This is a genomic window from Streptomyces sp. ATCC 21386 (assembly GCF_018728545.1).
Taxonomy (GTDB): Bacteria; Actinomycetota; Actinomycetes; order Streptomycetales; family Streptomycetaceae; genus Streptomyces.
The window spans coordinates 7,378,995-7,404,781 of sequence record NZ_JAAVVL010000001.1 but is presented as its reverse complement, the minus strand read 5'-3'; the positions used below and the strand labels follow the sequence as shown (position 1 = coordinate 7,404,781).

26 protein-coding genes are annotated in these 25,787 nt (G+C 71.6%); 11 read left to right on the top strand and 15 right to left on the bottom strand.

Annotated elements, in window-relative coordinates:
• Positions 1 to 3: 3 nt before the first annotated feature.
• On the bottom strand, positions 4 to 945 hold the full coding sequence (locus tag GWK25_RS31850) for an aminoglycoside phosphotransferase family protein (RefSeq protein WP_215454976.1): 942 nt from the start codon (positions 943 to 945) through the stop codon (positions 4 to 6).
• Positions 946 to 1,031: 86 nt separating this feature from the next.
• Here GWK25_RS31850 and GWK25_RS31845 point away from each other — a divergent pair, with 86 nt between their 5' ends.
• The 3 genes from GWK25_RS31845 to GWK25_RS31835 all read left to right on the top strand — a co-directional run bounded on the left by GWK25_RS31845 (position 1,032) and on the right by GWK25_RS31835 (position 3,367).
• Positions 1,032 to 2,069 carry a small ribosomal subunit Rsm22 family protein gene (locus tag GWK25_RS31845; RefSeq protein WP_215454974.1) on the top strand — a complete coding sequence of 346 codons (1,038 nt, stop codon included), beginning with the start codon at positions 1,032 to 1,034 and terminating at the stop codon, positions 2,067 to 2,069.
• Between the two features lie 72 nt (positions 2,070 to 2,141).
• Positions 2,142 to 2,675, top strand: coding sequence for a GNAT family N-acetyltransferase (locus GWK25_RS31840; RefSeq protein WP_215454972.1), 534 nt, complete (start codon positions 2,142 to 2,144; stop codon positions 2,673 to 2,675).
• Positions 2,672 to 3,367 (top strand): VOC family protein, encoded by a 696-nt coding sequence (locus tag GWK25_RS31835; protein WP_215454970.1) that lies wholly within the window; start codon positions 2,672 to 2,674, stop codon positions 3,365 to 3,367. Before GWK25_RS31840 ends, GWK25_RS31835 begins: the two co-directional genes overlap by 4 nt.
• A 35-nt stretch (positions 3,368 to 3,402) precedes the next feature.
• Here GWK25_RS31835 and GWK25_RS31830 read toward each other — a convergent pair whose 3' ends face one another.
• Positions 3,403 to 3,627: a DUF6243 family protein gene (locus tag GWK25_RS31830; protein ID WP_215454969.1), complete on the bottom strand. Its 225-nt coding sequence runs from the start codon at positions 3,625 to 3,627 to the stop codon at positions 3,403 to 3,405.
• Between the two features lie 97 nt (positions 3,628 to 3,724).
• On the opposite strand from GWK25_RS31830, the gene GWK25_RS31825 reads away from it, so the two are divergent.
• Together GWK25_RS31825 and GWK25_RS31820 are read left to right on the top strand one after the other, a co-directional pair.
• Positions 3,725 to 4,360, top strand: a complete 636-nt coding sequence (locus tag GWK25_RS31825) for a TetR/AcrR family transcriptional regulator (protein WP_215454967.1) — start codon at positions 3,725 to 3,727, stop codon at positions 4,358 to 4,360.
• A gap of 221 nt (positions 4,361 to 4,581) precedes the next feature.
• The gene (locus GWK25_RS31820; protein ID WP_215454965.1) at positions 4,582 to 5,334 is read left to right on the top strand and encodes a bifunctional DNA primase/polymerase; all 753 of its coding nucleotides are present in this window, start codon (positions 4,582 to 4,584) and stop codon (positions 5,332 to 5,334) included.
• Positions 5,335 to 5,390: 56 nt separating this feature from the next.
• Here the strand turns inward: GWK25_RS31820 and GWK25_RS31815 are convergent, their stop codons facing one another.
• The 6 genes from GWK25_RS31815 to GWK25_RS31790 all read right to left on the bottom strand — a co-directional run bounded on the left by GWK25_RS31815 (position 5,391) and on the right by GWK25_RS31790 (position 11,979).
• Positions 5,391 to 6,503: a hypothetical protein gene (locus GWK25_RS31815; protein ID WP_215454963.1), complete on the bottom strand. Its 1,113-nt coding sequence runs from the start codon at positions 6,501 to 6,503 to the stop codon at positions 5,391 to 5,393.
• The gene (gene efeU, locus GWK25_RS31810; RefSeq protein WP_215454961.1) at positions 6,460 to 7,335 is read right to left on the bottom strand and encodes an iron uptake transporter permease EfeU; all 876 of its coding nucleotides are present in this window, start codon (positions 7,333 to 7,335) and stop codon (positions 6,460 to 6,462) included. The genes GWK25_RS31815 and efeU overlap by 44 nt, the downstream gene beginning before the upstream one ends.
• Before the next feature lie 4 nt (positions 7,336 to 7,339).
• Complete coding sequence (efeB, locus tag GWK25_RS31805; protein ID WP_215454959.1) at positions 7,340 to 8,602, bottom strand: iron uptake transporter deferrochelatase/peroxidase subunit; 1,263 nt, start codon at positions 8,600 to 8,602, stop codon at positions 7,340 to 7,342.
• Between the two features lie 24 nt (positions 8,603 to 8,626).
• On the bottom strand, positions 8,627 to 9,778 hold the full coding sequence (gene efeO / locus GWK25_RS31800; protein WP_215454958.1) for an iron uptake system protein EfeO: 1,152 nt from the start codon (positions 9,776 to 9,778) through the stop codon (positions 8,627 to 8,629).
• Positions 9,779 to 9,976: 198 nt separating this feature from the next.
• Entirely contained in the window at positions 9,977 to 10,912 is a 936-nt protein-coding gene (locus tag GWK25_RS31795; RefSeq protein ID WP_215454956.1) for a heme ABC transporter ATP-binding protein, read from the bottom strand.
• Complete coding sequence (locus tag GWK25_RS31790) at positions 10,909 to 11,979, bottom strand: iron ABC transporter permease (RefSeq protein ID WP_217180201.1); 1,071 nt, start codon at positions 11,977 to 11,979, stop codon at positions 10,909 to 10,911. The genes GWK25_RS31795 and GWK25_RS31790 overlap by 4 nt, the downstream gene beginning before the upstream one ends.
• A gap of 260 nt (positions 11,980 to 12,239) precedes the next feature.
• Here GWK25_RS31790 and GWK25_RS31785 point away from each other — a divergent pair, with 260 nt between their 5' ends.
• Positions 12,240 to 12,884 (top strand): PhzF family phenazine biosynthesis protein, encoded by a 645-nt coding sequence (locus tag GWK25_RS31785; RefSeq protein WP_215454954.1) that lies wholly within the window; start codon positions 12,240 to 12,242, stop codon positions 12,882 to 12,884.
• 138 nt (positions 12,885 to 13,022) lie between these two features.
• On the opposite strand, the gene GWK25_RS31780 is transcribed toward GWK25_RS31785, so the two are convergent.
• Complete coding sequence (locus GWK25_RS31780) at positions 13,023 to 13,691, bottom strand: heme oxygenase (biliverdin-producing) (protein WP_215454952.1); 669 nt, start codon at positions 13,689 to 13,691, stop codon at positions 13,023 to 13,025.
• A gap of 234 nt (positions 13,692 to 13,925) precedes the next feature.
• Positions 13,926 to 14,783: a type I methionyl aminopeptidase gene (gene map / locus GWK25_RS31775; RefSeq protein WP_215454950.1), complete on the bottom strand. Its 858-nt coding sequence runs from the start codon at positions 14,781 to 14,783 to the stop codon at positions 13,926 to 13,928.
• Between the two features lie 67 nt (positions 14,784 to 14,850).
• On the opposite strand from map, the gene GWK25_RS31770 reads away from it, so the two are divergent.
• Positions 14,851 to 15,078 (top strand): hypothetical protein, encoded by a 228-nt coding sequence (locus GWK25_RS31770; protein WP_215454947.1) that lies wholly within the window; start codon positions 14,851 to 14,853, stop codon positions 15,076 to 15,078.
• A gap of 72 nt (positions 15,079 to 15,150) precedes the next feature.
• Here GWK25_RS31770 and GWK25_RS31765 read toward each other — a convergent pair whose 3' ends face one another.
• On the bottom strand, positions 15,151 to 15,753 hold the full coding sequence (locus tag GWK25_RS31765) for a hypothetical protein (protein WP_215454945.1): 603 nt from the start codon (positions 15,751 to 15,753) through the stop codon (positions 15,151 to 15,153).
• Between the two features lie 144 nt (positions 15,754 to 15,897).
• Between GWK25_RS31765 and GWK25_RS31760 the strand changes: the two genes are divergently transcribed.
• The 3 genes from GWK25_RS31760 to GWK25_RS31750 all read left to right on the top strand — a co-directional run bounded on the left by GWK25_RS31760 (position 15,898) and on the right by GWK25_RS31750 (position 18,051).
• Positions 15,898 to 16,980, top strand: coding sequence for an exo-alpha-sialidase (locus tag GWK25_RS31760; protein ID WP_215454943.1), 1,083 nt, complete (start codon positions 15,898 to 15,900; stop codon positions 16,978 to 16,980).
• A 37-nt stretch (positions 16,981 to 17,017) separates the two neighbouring features.
• Positions 17,018 to 17,746 carry an NADPH-dependent F420 reductase gene (gene npdG, locus GWK25_RS31755; protein WP_215454941.1) on the top strand — a complete coding sequence of 243 codons (729 nt, stop codon included), beginning with the start codon at positions 17,018 to 17,020 and terminating at the stop codon, positions 17,744 to 17,746.
• Positions 17,747 to 17,838: 92 nt separating this feature from the next.
• Positions 17,839 to 18,051, top strand: a complete 213-nt coding sequence (locus tag GWK25_RS31750; RefSeq protein WP_215454940.1) for a hypothetical protein — start codon at positions 17,839 to 17,841, stop codon at positions 18,049 to 18,051.
• Here GWK25_RS31750 and GWK25_RS31745 read toward each other — a convergent pair.
• Together GWK25_RS31745 and GWK25_RS31740 are read right to left on the bottom strand one after the other, a co-directional pair.
• The gene (locus GWK25_RS31745) at positions 18,038 to 18,835 is read right to left on the bottom strand and encodes a site-2 protease family protein (RefSeq protein ID WP_215454937.1); all 798 of its coding nucleotides are present in this window, start codon (positions 18,833 to 18,835) and stop codon (positions 18,038 to 18,040) included. The genes GWK25_RS31750 and GWK25_RS31745 overlap by 14 nt on opposite strands.
• Before the next feature lie 142 nt (positions 18,836 to 18,977).
• Entirely contained in the window at positions 18,978 to 20,381 is a 1,404-nt protein-coding gene (locus GWK25_RS31740; protein ID WP_215454935.1) for a recombinase family protein, read from the bottom strand.
• Between the two features lie 121 nt (positions 20,382 to 20,502).
• On the opposite strand from GWK25_RS31740, the gene GWK25_RS31735 reads away from it, so the two are divergent.
• Complete coding sequence (locus GWK25_RS31735) at positions 20,503 to 23,862, top strand: BTAD domain-containing putative transcriptional regulator (protein ID WP_215454933.1); 3,360 nt, start codon at positions 20,503 to 20,505, stop codon at positions 23,860 to 23,862.
• Positions 23,863 to 23,873: 11 nt separating this feature from the next.
• On the opposite strand, the gene GWK25_RS31730 is transcribed toward GWK25_RS31735, so the two are convergent.
• Together GWK25_RS31730 and GWK25_RS31725 are read right to left on the bottom strand one after the other, a co-directional pair.
• Positions 23,874 to 24,692: an ABC transporter permease gene (locus GWK25_RS31730; protein ID WP_215454931.1), complete on the bottom strand. Its 819-nt coding sequence runs from the start codon at positions 24,690 to 24,692 to the stop codon at positions 23,874 to 23,876.
• Positions 24,689 to 25,714: an ATP-binding cassette domain-containing protein gene (locus GWK25_RS31725; RefSeq protein ID WP_215454929.1), complete on the bottom strand. Its 1,026-nt coding sequence runs from the start codon at positions 25,712 to 25,714 to the stop codon at positions 24,689 to 24,691. Before GWK25_RS31725 ends, GWK25_RS31730 begins: the two co-directional genes overlap by 4 nt.
• Between the last annotated feature and the right edge of the window lie 73 nt (positions 25,715 to 25,787).

Genomic DNA, 25,787 nt, shown 5'->3' with positions numbered 1-25,787 from the left:
GGGTCAGTGGAGGCGGGCGGGGGCGGTCAGTTGTTCTGCCAGGCGGTCGACGAACGCGATGAGCCATTCCAGGCGTGGCCCGCCGCGAGCCACCCGGAACCCGTGCCGACGGGCGTGGAACGCGGCCCGGACCGCCTCCACCTGCGCCCAGCGCCGCAACCGCTCCCCGTCGACCCCGGCGGCCTCGGCGAAGACGTCCAGCACCCGGTCGACGGCCGCGCCGAGGTCGTCCGCCGCGAGCAGACTCAGCGCCCTCGACTTCAGCAGCGTGCCGCCGTCGTAGGCGGGGTCGCCCGCCAGCCCCTTCGGATCGACGGCCAGCCACGGCTCACGCTCGGCCCGCAGGATGTTCCTGGCGTGGAGATCGCCGTGTACGACGGTGTCCGGCTGGTCCGGTCCCAGCTCGTGCAGCGTGGCCAGCGCGGCCTCGACCGTGCGGCGGGGCAGCGCGTGCGACAGCTCCCCGGTGTCCACGCGCAGTTCCTCCGCCCACGCACCGGTCCGCTCCCGCAGCCGGGGCAGTCCGGTCGGCGCGGGCACGGCCAGCCGCCGGCTGAGCCGTCCGGCGACCCGCACGATCTCGTCCTCGTCCCCGAGTTCCGCCAGGGTCGACGTCCGGACCCGTTCCAACAGCATCGCGAACCGCTCGTCGTCCCGCCGGTACAGCCGTACGGCCCCACAGCCGCCCCACGCCTCGAAGGCGTCCGGCTCATGGACGTTCCCGGGGTGCGGGAACGACACCTTCAGCACGGCGCCGGCCGCCCCCCGCCTCGCCACCGGGACGATCACCCCGACCCCGCCGTGCACGACCCTCCCGTCCGGCGCGCACTCCCACCGGTCCAGCAACTCCGCCACGATGCCCGGCAGTTCGGCGAGCCACACCGCCCCTGGCTCGCCCTCCCGCTCCACGGTGCTCCGTACGAACGCGTCGGGTACCTCGATCATCCCGGCACCCTAAGGTCCGGTCCGGCCGGGCGCCAGCGGTTCGCCGAGGCGCCCGGCGGACTCACGCCCCCTCGTAGAATCACCCCGTGAACGCCCCCGCCTCCACCCCCTCCTCCCCGTCCTCCTCGTCCTCCTCGGCCGACGCCCTCCGCACCGCCCTCGCCGGCCTGCTCGACGGGTTGCCGCCGAAGTCGGCCACGCAGGCGGTGGAGCGGCTGATCGCGAACTACCGGGGGCGCACGCCGACGGACGCGCCCGTGCTGCGGGACCGCTCGGACGTCGTCGCGTACGCGGCGTACCGGATGCCGGCGACGTTCGAGGCGGTGTGCTCGGCGCTGGAGGAGTTCGCCGCGGCGGTGCCCGGGTGGGCGCCCGGCGGTCATGTGGACGTCGGCGGGGGCACGGGCGCGGCGACCTGGGCGGTGAACGCGACCTGGGAGGGCGCGCGGCCGGTCACCGTGCTCGACTGGGCGGAACCGGCGCTCGCGCTCGGGCGGGAGATCGCCGCGGCTAACCCGGAACTGAAGACCGCCGAGTGGCGGCGCTCCCGCATCGGCTCGGCGCTCACCATCGAGGACACCGACCTGGTCACCGTCTCCTACGTCCTGGGCGAGCTGACCGCGGCCGACCGCATGGCCGTCGTCGAGGCGGCCGCGACCGCCGCCCGGGCCGTCGTGATCATCGAGCCCGGCACCCCCGACGGCTACGCCCGGGTCATCGAGGCCCGCGACCGGCTGATCGCCGCCGGGTTCCACATCGCCGCGCCCTGCCCGCACAGCGCCGCCTGCCCCATCGTCCCCGGCGAGGACTGGTGCCACTTCTCGGCCCGGGTCAGCCGCTCCTCCCTGCACCGTCAGATCAAGGGCGGTTCCCTGCCGTACGAGGACGAGAAGTTCAGCTACGTCGCCGCCACCCGTTTCCCGCCGGCACCGGCACCCTCCCGTATCGTCCGCAGGCCCCAGATCCGCAAGGGTCAGGTCCTCCTGGACCTCTGCGAGACCGAGCCGTCCCTCAGCCGCACCACCGTGACCAAACGCCACGGCCTCCTCTACCGTGCGGCCCGCGACGCGGACTGGGGCGATGCCTGGCCACCGGCCGTGGGCGACGGCGACCTGGTGTCCTGAGGCCCGCCGCCGGGGCGCCGCGATCGAAAAGCAGTTGTGCCGCCCCCGCGGTCTCCGGCTATGTCTTCGATCATGTCCACCACCCCGCATCTGGCCGAGATGTCCCCCGCCAACCTCGACGCCGCGCTCGCCGTACGCGTCCGCCCCGACCAGGAACACCTGGTGGAGCCGGTCGTGCAGTCTCTGGCCGAGGCGTACGTCCGCCCCGGGGTCGCCTGGCCCCGGCTCATCATGGACGGCGACCGGGCCGTGGGCTTCCTGATGGCCTTCCTCGACATCGACTGGAAGGGTGACGGCTCGGGCACCGACATCCGCTCCGGGCTCTGGCGGCTCAACATCGCCGCTGACGAGCAGGGGAGGGGGTACGGCCGCTTCGCCGTCGAGTCCGTGGCCGCCGAGATACGCCGCCGAGGCGGAGACCGCGTCCACGTCACCTGGCACCCCGGCCCCGACGGCCCGGAGCGCTTCTACCTCGGCCTCGGCTTCCGCACGACGGGGGAGACCAGCGGGGGCCAGACGGTCGGCGTGCTGGAGTTGGCCGGGTCGGAGGCGACCGCAACGCAGTCGGCCGGATCGGAGTCGATGGCATCGGAGCCGGCCGGATGACCGCCCACCCTGCTTCCCCCGGCGGCTTCTGCTGGATGGACCTCAAGACCCGCGACCTGGCCGGCACCACCGCCTTCTTCGCCGCCGCTCTGGGCTGGCACCTCGCCGTGGACGAGGAGGACCGGCGCCGGTCCACGAAGATCACCACGGCGGACGGTCATCTCATCGGCGGGGTGAGCGACCTGGCGAATCCCTTCTATCCGCCGGAGACCCCGCCCCACATCGCCTCGTACCTGACGGTCGACGACGTCGACCGTCGTGCGGCCACGGCGGTGGCCGCCGGCGCCCGGCTCGTCGTCCCGCCGTTCGACGCCGGTGACCAGGGGCGCATGGCCACGCTGGTGGACCCGGTGGGTGCGGCCGTCTCCTTCTGGCAGCCGTACCGGTTCCGCGGATGGGGGTTCCCGCCGGGTGCCCCCGGCACCCCGCAGCGCATGGTTCTGACCTGTCAACAGCCGGACAGGGCAAGGGAGTTCTACCGGGTGGTGACCGGCACGACGTTCGCCCACGCCGACTTCGTCATGGGCGACGCGCCGCAGTGGGACGTCGTGGTCGGTGTCGACGACCTGGAGGCCGTCGCGGCCCGGGTCCATGGCCGGGTCTTGTCGTCGGCGGACGTCGGTCGCCCCGCACTGCGGCTGACCAGCCCGGAAGGACTCGCCCTCCGGGTGGTCCCGCTCCACCACCACTGACTCGGGGACCGCTGAAGCCCGCGGCCCCGGCCGGTTCACGACGACTCGCCGGCCGTACGGTCCGCCGCCGTACCGTCTGAATTCGCCCGTCCTTCCTGCCGTTTCTCCTGCAGCTTGCGCAGCAGTTCCCGCTTCTGGGCCTGGGGGTCGAGGCCACCGCCGACGCGGCCGCCCGCGGGGCCGCCGCGCAGGGCCGCGCGGCCCAGGTGCCGGCGGGCGCCGCCCACTCCCAGCATGTTTCCTGCTCCACCTCGGGTCATGACGGTCTCCCTTCCAGTGACGAGACGGTTCGTCTCGTCGATGTTCACCACCATGCGGCGAGACGCACCGTCTTGTCAACCTGATAAATTTCGGGGCATGGCCAAAAAGACCGCCCCTGATTCAGCCCGGCGCAGCGAGAAGTCGCGTCGCGCCATCTACGACGCCGCCCTCGCCCTCGTCGGTGAGGTCGGGTACCAGAAGACGACCATCGAGGGCATCGCCGCCCGTGCCGGCGTCGGCAAGCAGACGATCTACCGGTGGTGGTCCTCCAAGGCGGAGGTCCTGCTGGAGGCGTTCCTCGATCTGAGCAACCAGGCGGCGGAGGCGGCCGGTCGGCCCGAGGTGATCGGGGAGCGCGCCGAGTACGAGATCCCGGACACCGGCGACCTCGAAGCCGACCTCAAGGCCGTCCTGCGCGCGACCGTCGACGAACTCCTCGACCCCAAGTTCGAGGTCCCCTCCCGCGCCCTGGCCGCCGAGGGGGTGGTCAACCGGGACCTCGGCGTCGAGTTCGTCGGCAAACTGCTCGAACCCCAGCTCCAGTTGTATGTGAAGCGCCTGCGCGCGGCCCAGGAACAGGGTGCCGTCCGCCCCGACATCGACCCGCGGATCGCCCTGGAGCTCTTCGTCTCCCCGCTCGCCCAGCGCTGGCTGCAGTACACGGGCCCCATCTCCTACGCGTACACGGACGCCCTCGTCGAGTACGCCCTGTACGGCCTCGCGCCCCGCTGAGCCGGTGGCCCCGCCCGGGTGTGACCAAGGCGACCCCGTGCCGATCGGGCCGGGTCGGAGCGTGGACGGTAAATCACCTCAAAGCGCGGTATAACCCGCCATCTCTGTCCGCGCTCCGGCATCGCCCCACGTACCCCGGATGTGGGCTCCGGCCACCCGCGGCGCAGGATGGTGGGACCATGGGGACATGCTGTCCGCACCACAGCGAGGCGAGGCGATAGATGAGCGCGACGTTCGGCGGCCGGACCGGTCGGCAGGGCAGGTTCTCCGAGTGGCTGCGTGCCCGTCGTGCCGGCCGCCCGCTCGACCCGGCCTCCGACGACACCGGCCGTGAGGAGCTGCTGCTCGCCGCGGCCTCCGCCGGACTCCCGCTCGCGCCCGCCGCGTACCCCTCGGGCTACCGGTGTTCGTGCGACCGCGTCGGCTGTCCCACCCCCGCCCGGCACCCGGTGTCGTTCGCCTGGCAGACGCAGTCCACCACCGACCGCGGCCAGATCGAGCGCTGGGCCCGGCACCAGCCCGAGGCCAATTTCATCACCGCGACGGGCATGGTCCACGACGTGCTGGACGTCCCGCTCGCCGCCGGACGCGAGGCCCTGGAGCGGCTGCTCGCCGCCGGGATCGAGGTGGGCCCCGTCGCGGAGTTCGAGTCCGAGTCCGATGACGGACGGCTCCTGTTCTTCACACTCACCCGGGGCACCCCCGAGGACGAGGACGAATGGTGGCCCTGCGAGCTGGACTGCCACCCCGAGACCATGGACGAGCACCCGGGCCTGCGCTGGCACTGCCGGGGGTCCTACGTCCTCGTCCCGCCGGCCCGGCTCCCCGGTGACCTCGGCGTCCACTGGGTACGCGGCCCCGAGCACCCGCTGCCGGAGCCGCTGAGCCTGCTGGAGATCCTCACCGACGCCTGCTCACGCCACGTGGGCGAGCAGCCGGACCACACGAACACGGCCTGGCCCTCCCGCGGCTGACCCGGTCCGCCACGGCTGAACTCCGCCTCCGGCCGCGCGCCACCGCACCCCGGCGGTCACTCGCCCTTGGCGCCCGTCAGGCCGCCCACCTGGCTCACGACCCGCACCTGCTGGTCGGACTGCGTCTTCGCCGGGTCGAGCACCGCCTGGTTGTACACGAACTCCAGGGTCAGGGACTGCTTCGGCTCGCCCGTCATCAGGGCGCGCACGGCCGCGTCGTTGACGGGGATGCTCACCCCCGGCGCGGCGGTCTGCTTCTGGTAGGTGCGCGTGGTGAAGAAGACCAGCGCACCGCCGTCCGTGGTGCGCAGCCCCACCGGCGCGTAGTCACCGTTGGTGAGGGCCTCGTCGATGTACTGCCGCGCCAGGCCCGGCTTCTCCGCGTTCCGCTGGCGCCGCGCGCGCTCCTCGGAGGTGTACGGCCCGTCCGCGAAGAGCGCGCTGTCCTCCTCCAGGTACGTCACGTACCGGTCGGGCAACTGCGCGGGCTCCACGGAGAGTTCGGCGTCGTCGGGCTGCACCACCTGGGCGTAGCCGTCCGCGTCCTTCTTGAACTCGGGCATGTCGGCGGCCGGCACGATCGTGAGGAAGGAGACCTCCCACAGATCGGTCAGCCCGTCCCGGGTGAACACGAACAGCCAGCGGTCCGTCTTGTTGCCCTTGTTGGCGGTGGCGTCGACGACGAACCAGCGTGGCCACGCCGCCTTCTCCGGGATCGTGTACGTGACGTCGGCCAGCTTCAGCGGCACATGGTTCGGGTTGCCGCCCGGGTTGAGCTTCGCGCCCGAACGGAGCTTGCCGCCGTCGATGTCGGCGAGCGCGCCGGTGACCCGGGAGGCGTCCTGGGACTGGTCGTTGGCCTTGTCCGCCTTGTTGTACGCGGTGGTGAAGTCCTGCAGCGCGCGCTCCGCCTCCGCCCGGGTCGCGGCCGGAAGGATCTCCAGGTCGCCCCGGACCACCACGCACCCGCTCGCCGTCAACGACAGCGCGGTCACCGCCGTGGTCACCAGCGCGCCACGCCCGTACGCGCGAAGCCCGCCCCGGCGACCAACCCCGCCCCGGAGACGAAGCCGGCTCCGGAGACGAAGCCCGAGGAACCTCCCGACCGTACGAACCGGACGAACCTCACGAAGCCTCAGTGGGCTCCGAACCCCGCGCACCCTGCTCATCAGGAATCTTCACCTTCCCCTTCCCGGAGGCGAACCCTACCGGGGCCAGGAACAGCGCGAGCGTCGGGACCAGATAGAGGACCCAGACCGTGACTTGGAGGACCGTCGGGTCGGGCTGGAAGTTGAACACACCCTTCAGGAGCGTGCCGTACCAGCTGTCCGGCGGGATCGTCCCGCTGATGTCGAACGCCTTGTCGGTCAGGCCGGGTACGAAGTCGGCCTCCTGGAGGTCGTGGAAGCCGTACGCGAGGACACCGGCCGCGACCACGACCAGCATGCCGCCGGTCCAGGTGAAGAACTTCGCCAGGTTGATGCGCAGCGCGCCCCGGTAGAACAGCCAGCCGAGCACCACTGCCGTCGCCAGGCCCAGCAGGACACCGACCAACGGGCCCTCGGTGCCGTCGCTCGACGCCCGCACCGACGTCCACACGAACAGCGAGGTCTCCAGGCCCTCCCGGCCCACCGCCAGGAACGCGGTCGCCACCAGCGCGCCCGTCCCCATCCGCAGCGCCGCGTCCAGCTTGCCGTGCAGGTCGGCCTTGAGATGGCGGGCGGTGCGCCGCATCCAGAAGACCATCCACGTCACCAGGCCCACCGCGATGATCGACAACGAGCCACCGAGCGCCTCCTGCGCCTGGAACGTCAGCTCCTGCGAGCCGAATTCGAGGACGCAGCCGAAGGCGAGGGCGAGCGCGACGGCGACCCCGACACCGGTCCAGACGGGTTCGAGCGCGTCCCGGCGGTCCGTCTTCACCAGATAGGCGATGAGGATGCAGACGACCAGGCTCGCCTCCAGGCCCTCGCGCAGCCCGATCAGATAGTTCGCGAACACGGCCTCAGCCCTTCTTCGACGGGTCGGCGAACAGCGCCCGCGCCCACCAGTCGTCCGCGTCCCGGACGCCCGGCGGCACCGCGAAGATCGCCGAACCCACGTGCTGGATGTACTCGTTGAGCGCGTCCGTGGCCAGATTGCGCTGCACCGGGATGAACCCCCTGCGCACGTCACGCTGGTACGCGAGGAAGAACAGGCCCGCGTCCAGTCGGCCGAGGCCGTCCGTGCCGTCGGTGAAGGAGTAGCCGCGCCGCAGCAGCGTGGCGCCGTCGTTGGAGTCGGGGTGCGCGAGCCGTACGTGCGCGTCCGGCAGCATCGCCTTCAGGAACGGCTCGTCCCGTTCCTTGGCCTTGCCCACGGGCGCGCCCTCGCCCTTGTCACGGCCGAAGATGTCCTCCTGCTCCCGCAGCGAGGTCCGGTCCCAGGTCTCGATGTGCATCCGGATGCGACGGGCGACGAGATACGAACCGCCGGTCATCCAGGCCGAGTCCGCGTCGACGTCGTTCTCGCCCACCCACACGAACTTCTCCAGCCGGTCCGTCTCGGTGCCCGCGATGTTGCGGGTGCCGTCCTTGAAACCCATGAGGTTGCGCGGGGTCTGCGCCTCGGGGGTGGTCGAGGACGTCTTGCCGAAGCCCAGCTGCGACCAGCGGACGGACACCTTGCCGAAGCCGATGCGGGCGAGGTTGCGGACGGCGTGCACGGCCACCTGCGGATCGTCCGCGCAGGCCTGCACGCACAGATCCCCGCCGCTGCGGGCCCGGTCGAGGTTGTCGCCGGCGAACTGCGGCAGGTCCACCAGGGCTTCGGGCCGCCGCCCCGCCAGACCGAACTTCTCGAACAGCGACGGCCCGAACCCGATCGTCAGCGTCAGCCGGGACGGCTTCAGCCCCAGCGCCTCGCCGGTGTCGTCCGGCGGGGCCTCCGGCAGACCGCCGTATCCGCCCTCGCCGACCGCCTTCCCGGCCGTCATCCGGCGTGCGGCGGCCGTCCAGTCCTTCAGCATCGCCACGAACGCGTCGCGGTCGTCCGTCTTCACGTCGAACGCGGCGAAGTGCAGCCGGTCCTGCACGGGCGTGGCGATCCCGGCCTGGTGGGTGCCGTGGAAGGCCACCGCCGCACCGGCCGCCGGGGCCGCGTCGTCGTCGGTGCGCGCCACGGCGGCCGCGCCGCCGGCCGCGGCCGCGCCGAGCGCGAGCCCGGCACCTCCCCAGCCGATCAGCGCGCGCCGGCTGGGCCCCTGAGCGTTGCTGTCCGCTTCCGTCATCAGCTGACTCCCGTACCCGGCCGGTTACTTGACGACGGCGGCGGCGAGCCGCGAGAGGGGCTCGGCGAGCGCGTTCACCGCGTCCGACAGCTCCTTGCGCTCCGCCTTGCCGACCTTGTCGTAGGAGACGAAGTCGTAACCCGTCTTGTCCGCCCGGTACTTGTCGAGGAGCGTGTTCAGCGCCGCGAACTGCCGGTCGAGTTCCTTCGTCAGCTCCGGGTCGTTCTCGGCGGCGACGGACTTCAGGAGCTCGTACGACTCCTCGGCGCCCTCGACATTGGCCTTGAAGTCGACGAGGTCGGTGTGCGAGTAGCGCTCCTCCTCGCCGGTGACCTTGCCGGTGGCGACCTCGTCGAGGAGCTCCTTGGCGCCGTTGGCCATGGAGGTCGGGGTGATCTCCGCCTTGCCGACCCGCTTCTGCCAGTCCTCCAGGTCGGTCACCAGCTGATCCGCCAGCTCGGAGTCGCGGTCGGTGAGCTTGCCGTCCTTCCACAGCGAGCGCTCGAGGCGGTGCCAGCCCGTCCAGTCCTTCTCCGGGTCCTGGCCCTCCTCCAGACCGTCCTCGCGCACATCCACCTTCGGGTCGATGTCACCGAAGGACTCGGCGACCGGCTCGGTGCGCTCCCAGCCGATTCGGGAGGGCGCGTACGCCTTCTTCGCGGCCTCGACGTCCCCGTCCTTGACGGCCTCGGCGAACACCTTCACCAGCGGGACGGTCTCGTCGGCCTGCACCTGTGCGTACTTGCGGTACGAGGCGACCGCCTTGTCGAGCCTCGGGTCGCGCGCGGCGGTCTTCCCGCCGCCGGTGGCCGTGACGGCCTGCCGTATGCCGTCGCCCTTCATGCCGGGCTTGCAGGCGATCTGGTACTCGCCCGCCTTCACCTCGGCGGTGACCTTCTGCCTGGTGCCGGGGCCGATGTTCTCGCGCTCGGTCACCACCCGGTCGTCCGGGAACAGGATGTAGACCTCGGTGACCTTGGAGCCCTTGTTCTCGATGTCCAGCTCGACGTGGCCCGCCGGGAACTCCTTCTTCGACACCTCGCACTTGGTGTCCGTCGCGGTCACCGCGATGACCCCGTCCGCGCCCGCGCTGCTCTTCTCGGTGCAGCCGGTGACGGCGGTCAGGGCCGCCACGGTCGTGGCGGCGGTGACGACGGAGAGTCTGAGGGGGCGCATTTTTCGGCTCCAAGGAAGGACACAGGGGACACACAGAGAAGGTGAGGCCGCCTCGAAGTTATCTGAGGCTAACCTCACCAAATGCTGTCCTCCCAGTGAAGCCCGCTCCTGCGGGCCGTACGAGCACGGCCCGATCACGGTGGCTCAAAACGGCCGCCATCAGCCGGTCAACAGCCGGTCAAGAGACCCATTCCTCGGTCAAGAACCCCGTTTCGGTGTGATCAGGACATCGCCGGTGCGGGGATGCGGGAACACCTCCACCGGCTGCCGGTACACCTCCGACAGCAGGCCCTCCTCGAAGACGTCGGCCGGTGGCCCGCCGGCCACGATCCGCCCGTCGCGCAGCACGGCCACCCGGTCCGCGTACGCCGCCGCCAGCCCGAGGTCGTGCAGGACGACGACCACCGCGTCCCCGGCCCCCGCCCGCTCCCGGCACACCCGCAGCACCAACTCCTGGTGCCTGAGGTCCAGCGCGGCCGTCGGCTCGTCCAGCATCAGCAGCGGCGCCCGCTGTGCGAGCACCCGCGCCAGCGCCACCCGGGCGCGCTCGCCGCCGCTCAGCGCGGAGAAGGGACGCGCCGCGAACCCGGCGACCTCGGTCACCGCCATCGCCTGCGCCACGGCCACGTCGTCGGAGTCCTCCGCTCCGCCCCCGCCGGTCTGCCGCGCCCAGGGGGCCCGGCCCATGCGTACGACCTCCTCCACGGCGAAGGGGAACGACAGGGTGGCGGACTGCGGCAACACGGCCCGGCGCAGGGCCAGTTCGGGCGCCGACCACTCGCGCACCGGCCGCCCGTGCACCCGTACGACACCACCCGCCACCGGCACGTCCGCCGCCAGTGCGCCCAGCAGCGTCGACTTGCCCGCGCCGTTGGGCCCGACCAGTGCCAGCACCTCACCCGCGCGGGCCGCGACGGACACGCCGCGCAGCACCTCGCGCGCCCCGAGACGGACGGTGACGCCGTCGGCCTCGGCGAGGACGTCACCGGGGCGGGACGGGGGCGGGGGAGTGGGCGCCCCCGGGCCGAAACGCCCCTGGAGGAGCCGGCGCCAAGCCCCCGCGCCCGACGCGGACCGCCTGCCCGCGGTGGGCCTCGTGCCCGCCGTGGACCCCGTGCCCGGTGGCACCCTCATGCCCAGCCTCCCTGCTTGCGACGGGTCCTGCGGAGCAGCCAGAAGAAGAACGGGCTGCCGATCAGGGCGGTGAGGACGCCCAGGGGCAGCTCGGCCGGCTGGACGATCGTGCGGGCCGCGAGATCGGCCGCCAGCAGGACGACCGCCCCGGCGAGCGCGCTGCCCGGAATCAGGAACCGGTGGCCCGGCCCCGCGGCCATCCGCAGCAGATGCGGCACGACGAGCCCCACGAACCCGATGACGCCCGACACGCTCACGGCGGCGGCGGTCAGCAGCGCGACGACCAGGATCAGCACGACCCGCAGCCGCTCCACGTCCACGCCGAGATGCCGCGCCGGCCGCTCGCCGAGCGCGAGCAGGTCCAGCCTGCGGGCGTAGAACGGTGCCACGGCCAGCCCGATCACCGCGCACGGCAGCACGGCCAGCACCTTCGGCCACGTCGACTGCGCGAGCGAGCCCAACTGCCAGAACGTGATCTGGTTGACGGCCGCCGTGTCCTCCGCGAGGAAGATGAACAGCCCGATCGTGGCCCCGGCGAACGCGTTCACCGCGATACCGGTGAGGATCAGTGTCACGACCTCGGTCCGGCCACCCGACCGCGACATCGCGTACACCACGAACACGGTGATCAGCCCGGCGGCGAACGCGAGGACCGAGACCGTCCAGTTCCCGAGGAACGTGATCCCGAAGGCGATCGTCGCGACCGCGCCCACCGCCGCGCCGAGCGAGACCCCGATGACACTCGGCTCCGCCAGCGGGTTGCCGAAGACGCCCTGCATCAGCGCCCCCGCGCACCCGAGTGACGCGCCGATCAGCAATGCCAGCACGATCCTCGGGAACCGGACGTTCCACAGCACCGACTCGGGCACGCGTGCCAGCTCCGCCCCGCCGAGCCCGATCCGATGGGCGACCGAGGAGATCACGTCACCGGTCGGGATGGGATAGGCCCCGAGCCCACCGGCGACCGGTACCAGAACGAACAGCGCGACGACGAGACCGACGGTCAGGAGAAGAGGGGCCCGCCGACGCCCGGCCCCCGGGTCAGGCCGCCCGCCCGTCCCCGGCAACCCGTCCACGCCCCCGCTCACCTCGCCGCCCCGACCCGCCCCGACCTCCTCGCCGGAACCGCCGCCCCCTCCGGCGCCGGCCCCGTCCGAGTCGTCGACGGCATCGGTGGCATCGGTGTCATCTGATCTCTCCGGATCAACCGGCTTGTCCAGTACGGTCACTTGGTCCTCTCACGGGTGGGTTCGGGGCTCTCTGCCGTGCCGGCGGCGGTGCGATGACCTGGTACGACCCGGGGCCCGGTTGATGTTTCAATGCGGGGGTGACCGACTTCGATGTGCTGAGGGTGTTCTGCGGACCCCGCGGCGGATACGGCAACGAACTGGGCGTCGTCCGTGAGGGCTCCGTCATGCCCGACCGTGCCGAGCGCCAGGAGTTCGCCGCCAAACTCGGCTTCAGCGAGACCGTGTTCGTGGACGACCCCGAGCGCGGTGTGATCGACATCTACACCCCCTCGCTGCGGCTGCCCTTCGCCGGATACCCCTGCGTGGGCGCGGCCTGGCTGCTCGACGTGCCCGAACTGGTCACCCCCGCCGGTGTCGTCGGGGCCCGGCTGGACGGTGAGTTCAGCTGGATCGAGGCGCTGCCGGAGTGGGCCCCGCCCCGCACCTTCCGCCAGTACGCCTCCGCCGCCGAGATCGACGACCTGCAAGTACCGCCGCCCGGCGAGTGGGTCTACGCCTGGGCCTGGGAGGACGAGGCCGCCGGCCGCATCCGCGCCCGCGCCTTCCCCGGCCGCGACGACGGCATCGACGAGGACGAGGCCACCGGCGCCGCGGCCCTCCAGCTCACCGCCCGGCTCGGCCGGGCCCTGAACATCACCCAGGGCACGGGCTCCCAACTCCTCACGGCCCCGCAGCCGCACGGCTGGGTCGAGGTCGGGGGCAGGGTGTTCCTGGAACGCTAGGGCGCCTGTGGCAACAAGGGGTCACCGTCAAGGGGGCGGGGCTGTACCGATATGCGGCGTTGCCGCGTGGGCGGACCAGCCCTCACCCACCCGCGGTGAACCCACAACCCTGGTGACCCGCCCCAGCGGGCGCAGCGCCTACGCACTCAGCGGGAACTCGTCACCCAAGGCGAGGAAGACCGCGGTGTTCAGCGCGAACGCCCGCTTGCACTCACCCACGATCCGCTGCTTCTCCAGCTCGTCGGCCCGCACCCGGTCCAGCAGCTCCCGGTACCCCCGCTTGAACGCGGCCGGGTTGGTGATCTCCTCGAAGACGTAGAACCGCACCCCGTCGCCCTTCTTGGCGAACCCCCACGTCTTCTCGGCCCGGTCCCGGATGATCTGCCCACCCGACAGGTCCCCGAGATACCGCGTGTAGTGGTGGGCCACATACCCCCCGGGCCAGGTGCGCGCGCACTCCGCGACCCGCGCCGCGTACTCCTCGGTCGCCGGCAGCGCCGTGAGCGTCGACCGCCAGCCGGGGCCCCGCAGATGCTCCAGGTCCCGCTCCAGCGCGCCCAGCCGCATCAGCTCGGGCTGCACGAACGGTCCCGCGACCGGGTCCTGGGCCAGTCCGGGAGCGGCGCTCTCGAGCGCCTCGTACACGAACCACAGCTGCTCGGTGTAGCGCGTGTACGCCTCGACGCCGAGTTTGCCGCCCAGCATGTCGGCCATGAACGTCGTGCTCTCCGCCTCGGTGTGCTGCTCGTGCGAGGCGGTGCGGATGAGCGTGGAGAACGCCGTGTCCGATGTGACCGACGCGTTCATGGTGGCCTCCGGTGCCGATGGGATGGACGCGAACCTGCGGCCAGTTTCTATGGTTAGGCTTACCTAAGTCAACAGGTTCCCGACTCCCTGTCGGTAAAAACGCTACCCCGAATCCCCGTCGCCCCCACATGGAAGCCGCGCAAGAAAGAACCCGCCGCACGGCGGGAGGCCGACGGCGGGTTGCGGCAGGACGAAGCGGGGCGGGGCGCCGCAGCAGAGCCGGGTCCGGTGGCTCTACGGCAGCGTGAGGATCTCCGCTCCGGTCTCCGTGACCACCAGCGTGTGCTCGAACTGCGCGGTCCGCTTGCGGTCCTTGGTCACGACCGTCCAGCCGTCGTCCCACATGTCGTAGTCGTACGACCCGAGCGTCAGCATCGGCTCGATGGTGAAGGTCATCCCCGTCTGGATCAGGGTGGTGGCGTGCGGGGAGTCGTAGTGCGGAACGATCAGCCCGGAGTGGAACGACGAGTTGATCCCGTGCCCGGTGAAGTCGCGCACGACCCCGTATCCGAACCGCTTCGCGTACGACTCGATGACGCGCCCGATGATGTTGATCTGCCGGCCCGGCTTGACGGCCTTGATGGCACGGGCGAGCGATTCCCGGGTCCGCTCGACGAGCAGCCGCGACTCCTCGTCGACCTCGCCGACCAGGTAGGTGGCGTTGTTGTCGCCGTGGACGCCGCCGATGTACGCCGTCACGTCCAGGTTCACGATGTCGCCGTCGCGCAGCACGGTCGAATCGGGGATGCCGTGGCAGATGACCTCGTTGACCGAGGTGCACAGCGACTTGGGGAAGCCGCGGTAGCCGAGCGTCGAGGGGTAGGCCCCGTGGTCGCACATGTACTCGTGCGCGACCCGGTCCAGCTCGTCCGTGGTGACCCCGGGGGCGATGTGCTTGGCGGCCTCGGCCATCGCCCGGGCCGCGATCCGGCCGGCGATCCGCATCGCCTCGATCGTCTCCGGGGTCTGCACCTCCGGCCCGGTGTACGGAGTCGGGGCAGGCTTGCCCACGTACTCGGGACGGCGGACGTTCCCCGGTACGGGGCGGGCGGGGGAGAGCTTCCCCGGTGCGAGCAGCGACTGGCCAGACATGCCAGCGAGTTTAACCAGCGGTGGTGGGGGACCATGTCGGTGAGGACTGGCGAAGGGAACTCAGGTCATGGCCCTGTTCAAACGGCGTACGGCCGGCAAGCCCGGTGAGTGGTTCTACTGCCTGGAGCACAAGAAGGTCGAGGAGGGCCCCGACTGCCCCGGCAAGGACCGCATGGGTCCCTATGCCTCCCGCCAGGACGCCACCCGGGCCATGGAGACGGCCCGGGAGCGCAACGAGGAGTGGGAGACGGACCCGCGCTGGCACGACGCCCCGTCCCCGGGGCCCGACGCCTGATCCCGCAGAGTCCGGGGCCGTGGCGCCGTAACAGAAGGGGGAGACGGGGGCGGGCCCGTGTGGCCACCGGCGTCACCAGTGGGTGGGAGGCGGCGACGTCAGCCGGTCGGTGAGACGGGACAGGCGCTCACGGAAGCGGCGCCGCCCCCTCGGCTCCGGCACCGCGTCCTCCCCGGCGGCCGCGCTCACCAGGTGCTGCACGATGTCCAGGTCCACGACCGGCTCGGCGGGCGCCGCCAACGCCTCGTGGGCCAGCGCGTCGAGCTCCCGGTCGCCGGTGTTCAGCGACAGCACCGTCGCCCCGGCCCGCCGCGCGTCGTGCACCCGCTCCAGCAGGGCGGCCCCCGGCGCGGACGGCGCGACCACCAGCAGGGTCTCGCCCCGCCGCGCCGCCGACACCCGGCCGAGGCCCACTGCCAGGTGCGCGCGGTCCGAGGGCCGCGCGGAGTGCCGTACGAGCGTCGGGGCGAGTTCCGGCGTGCCGGACCAGGCCGCCTCGTCCACCAGGTGCGCCGCGAGGTGCCACGGCTCGTACTCGGCCGTACCGACGAGCAGCAGGCCACCGCCGTACGACACCACGGACCCCCGCAGCGCCCCCGCGAACCGCCGCGTGGCCCCCAGCCACTCCGTCCCGGCGAGCACCTCACGCAACAACGCGACCCGTACGGCATCCATGCGCCCGCATCCTGCCGCAACCGGACACTCGTGACCCGGTGTTCACCCCGAATTGGCCCGAGCCGGGCACGCACGCCGAACAACGACCGCCACGGGCGCACCGCACCGCCACCCCACGAGCCGCCCCCACCACAGGAGCCCCTCATGACCCCCACACCCCAGTCCAGCGTCCCCTTCCGGGCCGGCCGCGAAGGCTATGCCAGCTTCCGGATCCCAGCGGTCGTCGCCACCTCCTCCGGCGCCCTGCTCGCCTTCTGCGAGGGACGGGTCGGCGGACGGGAGGACTTCGGGAACATCGACATCGTGGTGAAGCGGTCGGCGGACGGCGGCCGGACCTGGGGCCCGCTCCAGGTCGCCGCCAAGAACGGTGACGCCCTTGCCGGCAACCCCGCCCCCGTCGTCCTCGACACCGGCCGGATCCTGCTGGTCCACGTCCGCAACGCCGCCCACGCCACGGAGGACGCCATCCGCCGTGGCGAGGTGAGCGCGGCGGACGGCCGCCGCGTCTGGGTGCAGCACAGCGACGACGAGGGACAGACGTGGTCCGGCCTCAGGGAGATCACCCAGCAGACCAAGAAGCCCGGGTGGCGGTGGTACGCCACCACCCCCGGCCACGCCCTCCGACTCACCACCGGCCGCGTCGTCGTCCCCGCCAACCACTCCCTCCCACCCGCCGGCGCGGACAACGGCACGGAGGGCAAGTACAACGGCGGACACTGCCTGCTGAGCGACGACGCGGGCGCCACCTGGCGCATCGGATACGTCGACGACAACACCGACGGCTACATCAACGCCAACGAGACCACCGCCGCCGAACTCCCCGACGGCCGGATCTACTTCAACACCCGCAACGACTCCCCGTCCCCCGGCACCCGAGCCGACGCCCACTCCGCCGACGGCGGCGGGAGCCTCATCAAGCCGTTCCGGCCGCAGGCGGGCATCGTCGGCCCGGTCGTCGAGGGCAGCGTCCTCCAGCTCCGCGACCCCGACCTGCTCCTCCACTCCGGCCCCGCCGACCCCGGCTTCCGCGCCCTGATGACCGTCCGCGCCAGCGACGACGGCGGCGTCACCTGGCGTCCCGTCCACACCGTCGACGGACTGCCCGCCGCGTACTCCGATCTCGTACGCGTCGACCCGGACACCGTCGGACTGCTCTACGAGACGGGCGACTTCGGCGCGTACGAGACGATCACCTTCCGCCGGATCCCCCTGACCGCGCTCACCTGACCGCCGTCCATGCCGGACCCGCACGTAAAGTCGGCCCATGACCTCTACTGACAGTGCACAGCAGTCCGCCGCGCAGACCCCCGCGAAGGCCCCTGCCAAGGACCCCTGGGACCTGCCGGACGTCTCGGGGCTCGTCGTCGGCGTGCTCGGCGGCACCGGTCCGCAGGGCAAGGGCCTCGCCTACCGTCTCGCCAAGGCCGGCCAGAAGGTGATCATCGGCTCCCGGGCCGCCGACCGCGCGCAGGGCGTCGCCCGGGATCTCGGGCACGGCGTCGAGGGCGCCGACAACGCCGAGACCGCCCGCCGCAGCGACATCGTGATCGTCGCCGTGCCCTGGGACGGTCACGGCAAGACCCTCGAATCGCTGCGCGAGGAGCTGGCCGGCAAGCTCGTCGTCGACTGCGTCAACCCGCTCGGCTTCGACAAGAAGGGCGCCTACGCGCTGAAGCCGGAGGAGGGCAGCGCCGCCGAGCAGGCCGCCGCCCTGCTGCCGGACTCGCGGGTCACCGCCGCCTTCCACCACCTCTCCGCCGTCCTTCTGGAGGACCCGGAGATCGAGGAGATCGACACCGATGTGATGGTCCTCGGCGAGGAGCGCGCCGACGTCGAGATCGTGCAGGCGCTGGCCGGCCGCATCCCCGGGATGCGGGGCATCTTCGCCGGCCGGTTGCGCAACGCCCACCAGGTCGAGTCCCTGGTCGCCAACCTGATCTCCGTGAACCGCCGGTACAAGGCCCACGCGGGCATCCGCCTCACGGACGTGTAGCCGACGCACGCGGGCCCTCGGGCATGGGGGACACTGGACGCCGTACCACTTCGTCCGTCGTTCGCCCGATCGTCCTCCCAGGAGCGACCCCCATGCCCCCCTTGCTCCCTCCCGACCCGGCCCGGCGACTCGCCGTCTACGCCCTCGTCGTCTGTCTCCTCGCGATCACCGCGGCCGTGGTCTCCTTCAGCCGGGGCAGCTGGCTGGGTGTGGTGTGGGTGCTGATGGCCGGCCTGTCGTCGAACATGACCTGGTACTACGTCCGCAGGGCCAGGCAGGGGCGCGAGGCCGTCACATCCCGGTGAGGCAGATGTCGCTGTCCTCGCGCCAGAAGCGGTAGAGCCAGTAGCCGCAGTCGGAGAGCTGGTCCTCGATGCCGAGGCCCCGCATGAACGCGTCGATCACGTCCCAGAACACGCCGTTCACCGCCGGGATCCACAGCACCGCGAAGACCAGCAGCAGCCCGAAGGGCGCCAGCGGCTCCACCTGGCGACGGATCTTGTACGACAGCCAGGGCTCGACGACGCCGTAGCCGTCCAGGCCGGGCACCGGGAGGAAGTTCAGGATCGCCGCCGTGACCTGGAGCATCGCCAGGAAGGCGAGCGCGAAGAGGAAGGCCCTCGGCACGCCGTCGGTGACGCCCAGCCAGAAGGGCGCGGTGCAGACGGCCGCGAACAGCACGTTCGTCAGCGGGCCCGCCGCCGAGATCAGGCTGTGCTTCCAGCGGCCCTGGATCCGGCCCCGCTCGATGAAGACGGCACCACCGGGCAGACCGATCCCGCCCATGATCACGAAGACGACGGGCAGCACGATGCTGAGCAGGGCGTGGGTGTAGGCGAGAGGGTTGAGGCTCAAATAGCCTTTTGTGCCGACGGTGATGTCTCCGCTGTGGAGCGCGGTACGGGCGTGGGCGTACTCGTGCAGACAGAGGGAGACCACCCAGGCCGAGGTGACGAAAAGGAAGACGGCAAGCCCCGGCGCCGATGCGAAGCCTGTCCACACCGCCCAACCGGTGACCGCCATGACGGCGACGATCCCGAGGAAGACCGGGCTGATCCGGTGGCCGCTGGTGCGAGAGGTGATGGTCATGTACAGGGCTCCTGATATGTGTCCGTCGGTGCGCGAGGGGAATCGACAGTGATGGTGAACATGAGGACAACGTTCTGAGACACGGTTGCTCTCCCGGAACGATTCTCCGTTCAGCACCTGCCCACCTGCCGTGGGACCCCTCTCACATCAGGAACTTGGCAAGGCGTTCCCGGAAGTCTGCAGGAATGTCCGGAACATGGCCGCCGCGCTCTCGCGGATGACATTTGACCGTGATGCCGGCGCGGATCAGGTCCTCGCCGATCTCCGCGACCCCCATGCTCAGCCACCGCTCGGCGAAGGTCGAACCCAGTGGCACGAACTGCCAACGATCCTCATCGATGTCGCAGGGCGGAAGGTCCGCCTCACTTCTGCTTCCGGTTCGCCGGACGTATTCACGGCGCACGACGGGTGTGTCACCGAACGCCTTGAGGAGCATGCCCAGGATCGGGGTGACGATGTCGTCGTCAGGAACGAACGCGTAGCCAGGGCATGCCGGGGAGCCGACGCGCGAAAGGCAGCGGATCTTTTCGGTGACCCGGTACGTACCGTCTTTGCGCCGCTTCCTTGTCGTGTGCAGCTGAAGGTTCTTGCCGCATCCGCCGCACTTGATCACGTTGAGGAGCGGGGTCCTGGGTGTCACGGGACGGCGGCCCGAAGGGGCGGCCGAATCGGCCAGGACGCCCTGCAGACGGTCGAAGGTCTCCTGATCCAGCACTCCTTCGGCCACACGGACCGGACCGCCCTCCTGATCGCGAACCAGTTCACGCTTCCTGTACTTCCTGCCGGGGACGGCCACGCTGCGTGTCTTCCAGCCGAGCAGCGTGGGCGAGGTGAGGATTCCCTTCAGCGTGCGCGGATACCAGGCGAAGTCCTTCCCCGACTTGTTGCGCTGGTACGTGTCCGCGGGCGCAGGTACCCCTCGCGCCTCGAAGTCCCGGCAGATGGCGTTGACCGGTTCGCCGCCGATGACGCGCTGGGCCGCCTCCTGCACGACAGCCGCCGTCTCCGGATTGATCTCCAGGTAGCGGGCTCCGTCTCTCGCGTACGTCCTGAAGCCGAACGGCGGTGAACTCCCGCCCCACCGTGTGGTGGTGAGCAGGTGCGCACGCGAAGAGGCGACCCGCTCGGCTGCGGCTCGGGCTTCCATCTGGGCGAACGTCGCGATCATGGCGGCGGTCGCCTTGCCCGTCGGACTCGTGAGGTCGAACGGTTCGGTGGCGGATACGAGGCCCTTGTCGCCGTGCCTCTCTGCCCACTCGATCATCTTGTGAAGATCACTGACTCGACGCACGAACCGATCGAGTCGCCAGAAGACGACAACGTCGAATTCGGGAGCGCGTTCGTCGAGCCAGTGCGACAGTTCCGGACGCCGCCATGGTGGCACGGCGGTGGCGGAGACCGAGAGATCACTGGCGACCCCTACGACCTCCCAGCCGCGCGATGCACAAAAGGAGCTGCACTCTTCGATTTGCCGCTCAGGGCTGGTGGTCGATTCGGTTCGGACAGTCAGCCGGACGGTGATGAGTGCTCGCAGAGATCTTCCCATGCCGGCGACGATAGCGTGGGTGTATCTAAGGAGCTGAGAGTTCCATGAATTAGCCGTCTGATCTCTGGTGGCGTGCTAAAAGGAAGTTCGTCAGGACTGCGGGGCGGGCGAGAATGACTCTGTGCGCTACCGCATCCTCGGCACCACCCAGGCCCTGCAGTCCGACGGCACCCCCGTCCCCGTCGGGGGCGCGCGCCTGCGTGCCCTGCTGACCGTGCTCGCGCTGCGGCCGGGACGTACGGTGCCCGCGACCGTCCTCGTCGACGAGGTGTGGTCCGAGGACCCGCCCGCCGACGCGCCCGGCGCGCTGCAGGCGCTGGTCGGCCGGCTGCGCAGGGCGCTCGGCCCGGACGCGGTCGCCTCGGTGAACGGCGGCTACCGGCTCACCGCCACCCGGGACGACGTCGACCTGCACCGCTTCGAACGCCTCACGGACGAGGGCGTTCGCGCGCTCGCCGACGGTGATCCGGCCAAGGCCGCCGACGTCCTCGACGACGCGCTCGCCCTCTGGCAGGGCCCGCCCCTCGCCGACCTCCCCGACCGCGCCGCCGAGGCGGCCCGCTGGGAGACCCGCCGCCTCGACGCCCAGCGCACCCGCCTCACCGCCGCCCTGGCCCTGGGCCGCCCCGACGCCGCCCTCCCGGACCTCACCGCCCTCTGCGACACCCACCCCCTCGACGAACCCCTGCAGGCCCTGCGCCTGCGCGCCCTCCGTGACACCGGCCGCACCGCGGAGGCCCTGGCCGCGTACGAGCGGGTACGCCGCCTCCTGGCCGACCGCCTGGGCACGACCCCCGGCCCCGCCCTGCGCACACTCCACGCGGAACTCCTGAGATTCGACCAAGCAGAGCCCCGTCAGGGGCGCGGGGAACTGAGCGAGAACCCCCACGAACCCGCAGCCGACAACGCACCCGTCAACGCACCCCGACACCCCCACCCCACCCGCCCCCCGGGCAACCTCCGCGCCCGCCTCACCTCCTTCGTGGGCCGCGACACCGACATAGACACGATCCGCGACGACCTCACGACCACCCGCCTCGTGACCCTCCTCGGCCCCGGCGGCGCGGGCAAGACCCGCCTCTCCCAGGAGGCCGGCGAGGCGGTCGCCCCGTCCCTGCCGGACGGCGTCTGGCTCGCCGAACTCGCCCCCGTCGACGACCCCGCGAACGTCCCGGAGGCCGTCCTCACCGCCCTCGGCGCCCGCGAGACCGTCCTGAGGGGCGCCGGCGCCGAGGAGATGCGCGCCGCGGCGGACCGCCAGGACGACCCCCTGGTCCGCCTCGCCGAGCACTGCGCCGGCCGCCGCATGCTGCTGATCCTCGACAACTGCGAACACGTCGTGGACGCCGCCGCCCACCTCGTCGACCAGCTCCTCCAACGGTGCCCGGGGCTGACCGTCCTGGCCACCAGCCGTGAACCCCTCGGCGTACCGGGGGAGTTGCTGCGCCCGGTGGAACCGCTGACGCAGCCCCACGCGCTGCGTCTGCTCGCCGACCGGGGAGCGGCCGCCCGGCCCGGTTTCACCGTCGACGCCGACCCGGAGGCCGCCGCCGAGATCTGCCGGCGCCTCGACGGACTGCCGCTCGCGATCGAGCTGGCGGCGGCCCGGCTGCGGATGCTGACACCCCGCCAGATCGCCGACCGTCTCGACGACCGCTTCCGGCTGCTGACCTCCGGCAGCCGTACCGTGCTGCCCCGGCAGCAGACCCTGCGCGCGGTCGTCGACTGGTCCTGGGAGCTGCTCGACGAGGACGAACGGGACGTCCTGCGCCGACTGTCGGTGTTCGCCGGCGGCTGCGACCTGGCCGCCGCCGAGGCGGTCTGCGGTCCCGCCGCACTGGAGGCGCTCGGCTCCCTCGTGGACAAGTCGCTCGTCGTGGCAGCCCCTTCGACCGCTACCGGCGCCACCGGGGGCTCGGGCGGCCCCGGCGGCGAGATGCGGTACCGCCTTCTGGAGACCGTCGTCGAGTACGCCGGCGAACGGCTCGACGAGACGGGCACCCGCCCCGCCGCCGAACGCGCGCACCTCACGTACTACCGCGAACTCGTGCGCGTCACCGACCCGTTGCTGCGCGGCTCCGGCCAGCGGGCCGCGATCGAACTGCTGGAGCTGGAGTACGAGAACATCCGTACCGCGCTCAGGCGCGCCGTCGCCGAGCGGGACGAGCAGGAGGCGCTCTGTCTGATCCTGTCGCTGTGCTGGTACTGGCAGATGCGCGACCTGAAGACCGAGGCCCGGCACTGGTCCGCCCAGGTCAAGGAACTCGGCCCGGACCCTTTCACCGCTCCCGCGCAGCCCGTCCCGGATCTGCGGGAACGTCTCGTCGACCGGCCGCCCCCGATGAGCCCGGCCGTCCTCGACGAGGCCCGGCGCGGGGTGCACCTCGTCCATCTGGCCTGCATGGACATGGAGTTGTCCGCCTGGGAGACGCCCGCCGGCCAGGAGAGGCTGAGAATCATCAGCGAGACCTACCGGCCGGGCCAGCCGCAGACCTGCCGCTTCCCCGGGTTCATGTGGTTCTACGCCGTCCTGCTCACCGGCGACATGGACCGGCTGCGCGCCATCCTGGACGCCAACATCCGTACCTGCCGTGAGCTCGGCTACACCTGGGAGCTGGCGCAGACCCTGCAGTTGCGGGCGAACATCCTCGCCAACCGCAGCGACTGGGCGGGCGACGCCACCGTCGACGCCGACGAGTCGCTGGAGATCTTCGACCGGCTCGGGGACGCCTGGGGCGCCGCCGAGGCGCTCTCGGCGCGCGGCGAGGCCCGCGAGCGCCAGGGGCGGTTCGCCTCCGCCGCGGCGGACTACGAGCGGGCAATCGGCTACGCCGAACGGCTCGGCACCAACGCCCAGCTGGGCGTCCTCGGCGTCCGGCTCGGCAGCGTGCTCATGGAGGACGGCGAGGGCGAGCGGGGCGAGAAGATGCTGTTCGACGTGGTGGACGCCGGACGACTCGCCGCCCGTGAAGCGGTGCCCGCGGCCCGGCTCTTCCTCGCGGTACGACTCGGCCGCACCGGACGGCAGGCCGAGGCCCGCAGACAACTCGTCCTGTTGCGGGAGGACTTCGAGGCCGCGCACTTCGTGCTCTTCGCCGGGTACTTCCTCGGTGTCGAGGGCTGGCTGGAGGGGACCGACGGACGCCACGAGGAGGCGCTGGTGTTGCTCCGCCGGGCGCTGGAGCGCAGCATGGACAAGCTGTCGTTGGTGGTCGCGCCCCATATGCCGGCCGTCCACTTCGTCACCGCGGCCATCTCCGTCGCAGGGGTCGACGGCGGGGCCCGTGCCCTGGACGCGGCCCGCCTCCTCGGCGCCGCCGACGCGCATCTGCCACCCGGCCACTTCGCCGGCCCGATGGAGGTCGAGAACCGCGCCCATGCCGAGACCGTGGTCCGGGCCCTGTTGGACGACGCCGACTACGAGCGGGCGTACGCCGAGGGTGGCGCCCTCACCCGGGAGGAGGCCGCCGCCCTCGTATGAACCCCGTCCGCTCAGCTCTTCGTCTTGAACTTGTGGATCGCGATGGGTGCCATCACCGCCGTCAGCGCCACCGACCAGCCGAGGGTGACCAGCAGGTCGTGGGCGATGGGCCCGCCCGTCATCAGCCCGCGCGCGGCGTCCGCGAGGGACGACAGGGGGTTGTAGTCGGTGAACGTCTGCAGCCAGCCCGGCATGGACTGGGTCGGCGCGAAGATCGACGAGCCGAACTGCAGCGGGAACAGCACCAGGAAGCCCATGGCCTGCACGGACTGCGCGTTCTTCATCGTCACGCCGAGCACCAGGAAGATCCACATCAGGGACGAGCCGAAGACGACGGCCAGACCGACCGCGCCGAACAGCCCCGGCCAGTTGGTGATGTCGAAGCCGATGAGGACACCGACGGTCAGCAGGATCGTCGTGGCGACCAGCATGCGCAGCAGTTCGACGGAGATCTTCGCGAGCAGCACGGAGGACCGGCCGATCGGCAGGGACCGGAAACGGTCCATGACGCCCTTCTGGAAGTCCTCGTTGAAGCCCGTGCCGACGCCCATGGCGATGTTCATGCCCATCATCGCCATCAGGCCCGGCACCACGTACTGCACGTACTGCTCCTGGCCGCCGCCCAGTGCCTGCCCGATGGAGCCGCCGAAGACGTAGACGAAGAGCAGGGTGAACACGATCGGCATGAGGACCGCGTCGAACATCGACTCCGGGTCCTGCCGGATCCACAGCAGATTGCGCCGGACGAGCGCCCCGGTGTGCCGGGCGTGGGCCCGCAGTCCGATCCGGCCGTCGGCCTCGCCCGTGGTGGGCAGGGTGGTGGCGCTCATACGGCGGCCTCCTCGTACGCGGGGGACGGAGTGGTGTCCTGCGGGGCACTGGCCTTGTGACCGGTGAGCGACAGGAACACCTCGTCCAGGCTGGGCAGTTCGGTGCTGATCGAGGCGATGGTGACGCCGCGCGCGGTGATCGCGCCGACGACGGCGGTCAGCTGCTCGTCGCTGAGGATCGGTACGTGGAGGGTGCCGGTCTCGGTGTCCACGGTGGTGGTGGCGAGCCCGGTGATCCCCAGGCCGTCCAGCTCCGCGGCCAGGGGACGCAGGTGCACCGGGTCGGCCGTCCGGACCCGGAGCGTACGTCCGCCGACCTGGGCCTTCAGCTCCTCGATCCGGCCGCCGGCGATCACCTTTCCCCGGTCGATCACGGTCAGCTCGGAGGCCAGCTGCTCGGCCTCCTCCATGTACTGGGTGGTCAGCAGCACGGTCACGCCGTCACCGACCATGCGCTTCACCTCGGCCCACACCTCGTTGCGGGTGTGCGGGTCCAGGCCGGTCGTCGGCTCGTCCAGGTACAGCACGGCCGGGCGGCCGATCATGGACGCGGCCAGGTCGAGCCGCCGCCGCATTCCTCCGGAGTACGTCCCCGCCGGGCGCCCGGCGGCCTCGGTCAGCGAGAACCGCTCCAGCAGACCGGTCGCGCGGCTCCTGGCCTCCTTGCGGGGCAGGTCGAGCAGGCGGCCGATCATGTAGAGGTTCTCGAAGCCGGACAGCTTCTCGTCCACGGAGGCGTACTGGCCGGTCAGGCCGATCACCCGGCGTAGCTGGCGCGGCTGCCGTACGACGTCGTACCCGGCCACGGTCGCCTGTCCCGCGTCCGGCGTGATCAGCGTGGACAGGCACCGTACGAGCGTGGTCTTGCCGGCCCCGTTCGGGCCGAGCACGCCCATCACCGTGCCCTCCCGCACATCCAGGTCGACACCGTCCAGCGCCCTGGTCTCCCCGTAGTGCTTGACCAGCCCCCGCACGGCGACAGCGCCCTTCGCGCCGCTGGCGTTCTTGTCGATTCGTGTCATGAGGACGACGGTCCCAGAGCCGACCGACAAACCACCGACAGGTCACCGACACGGGGTGGGGCCGGGGCGCGGG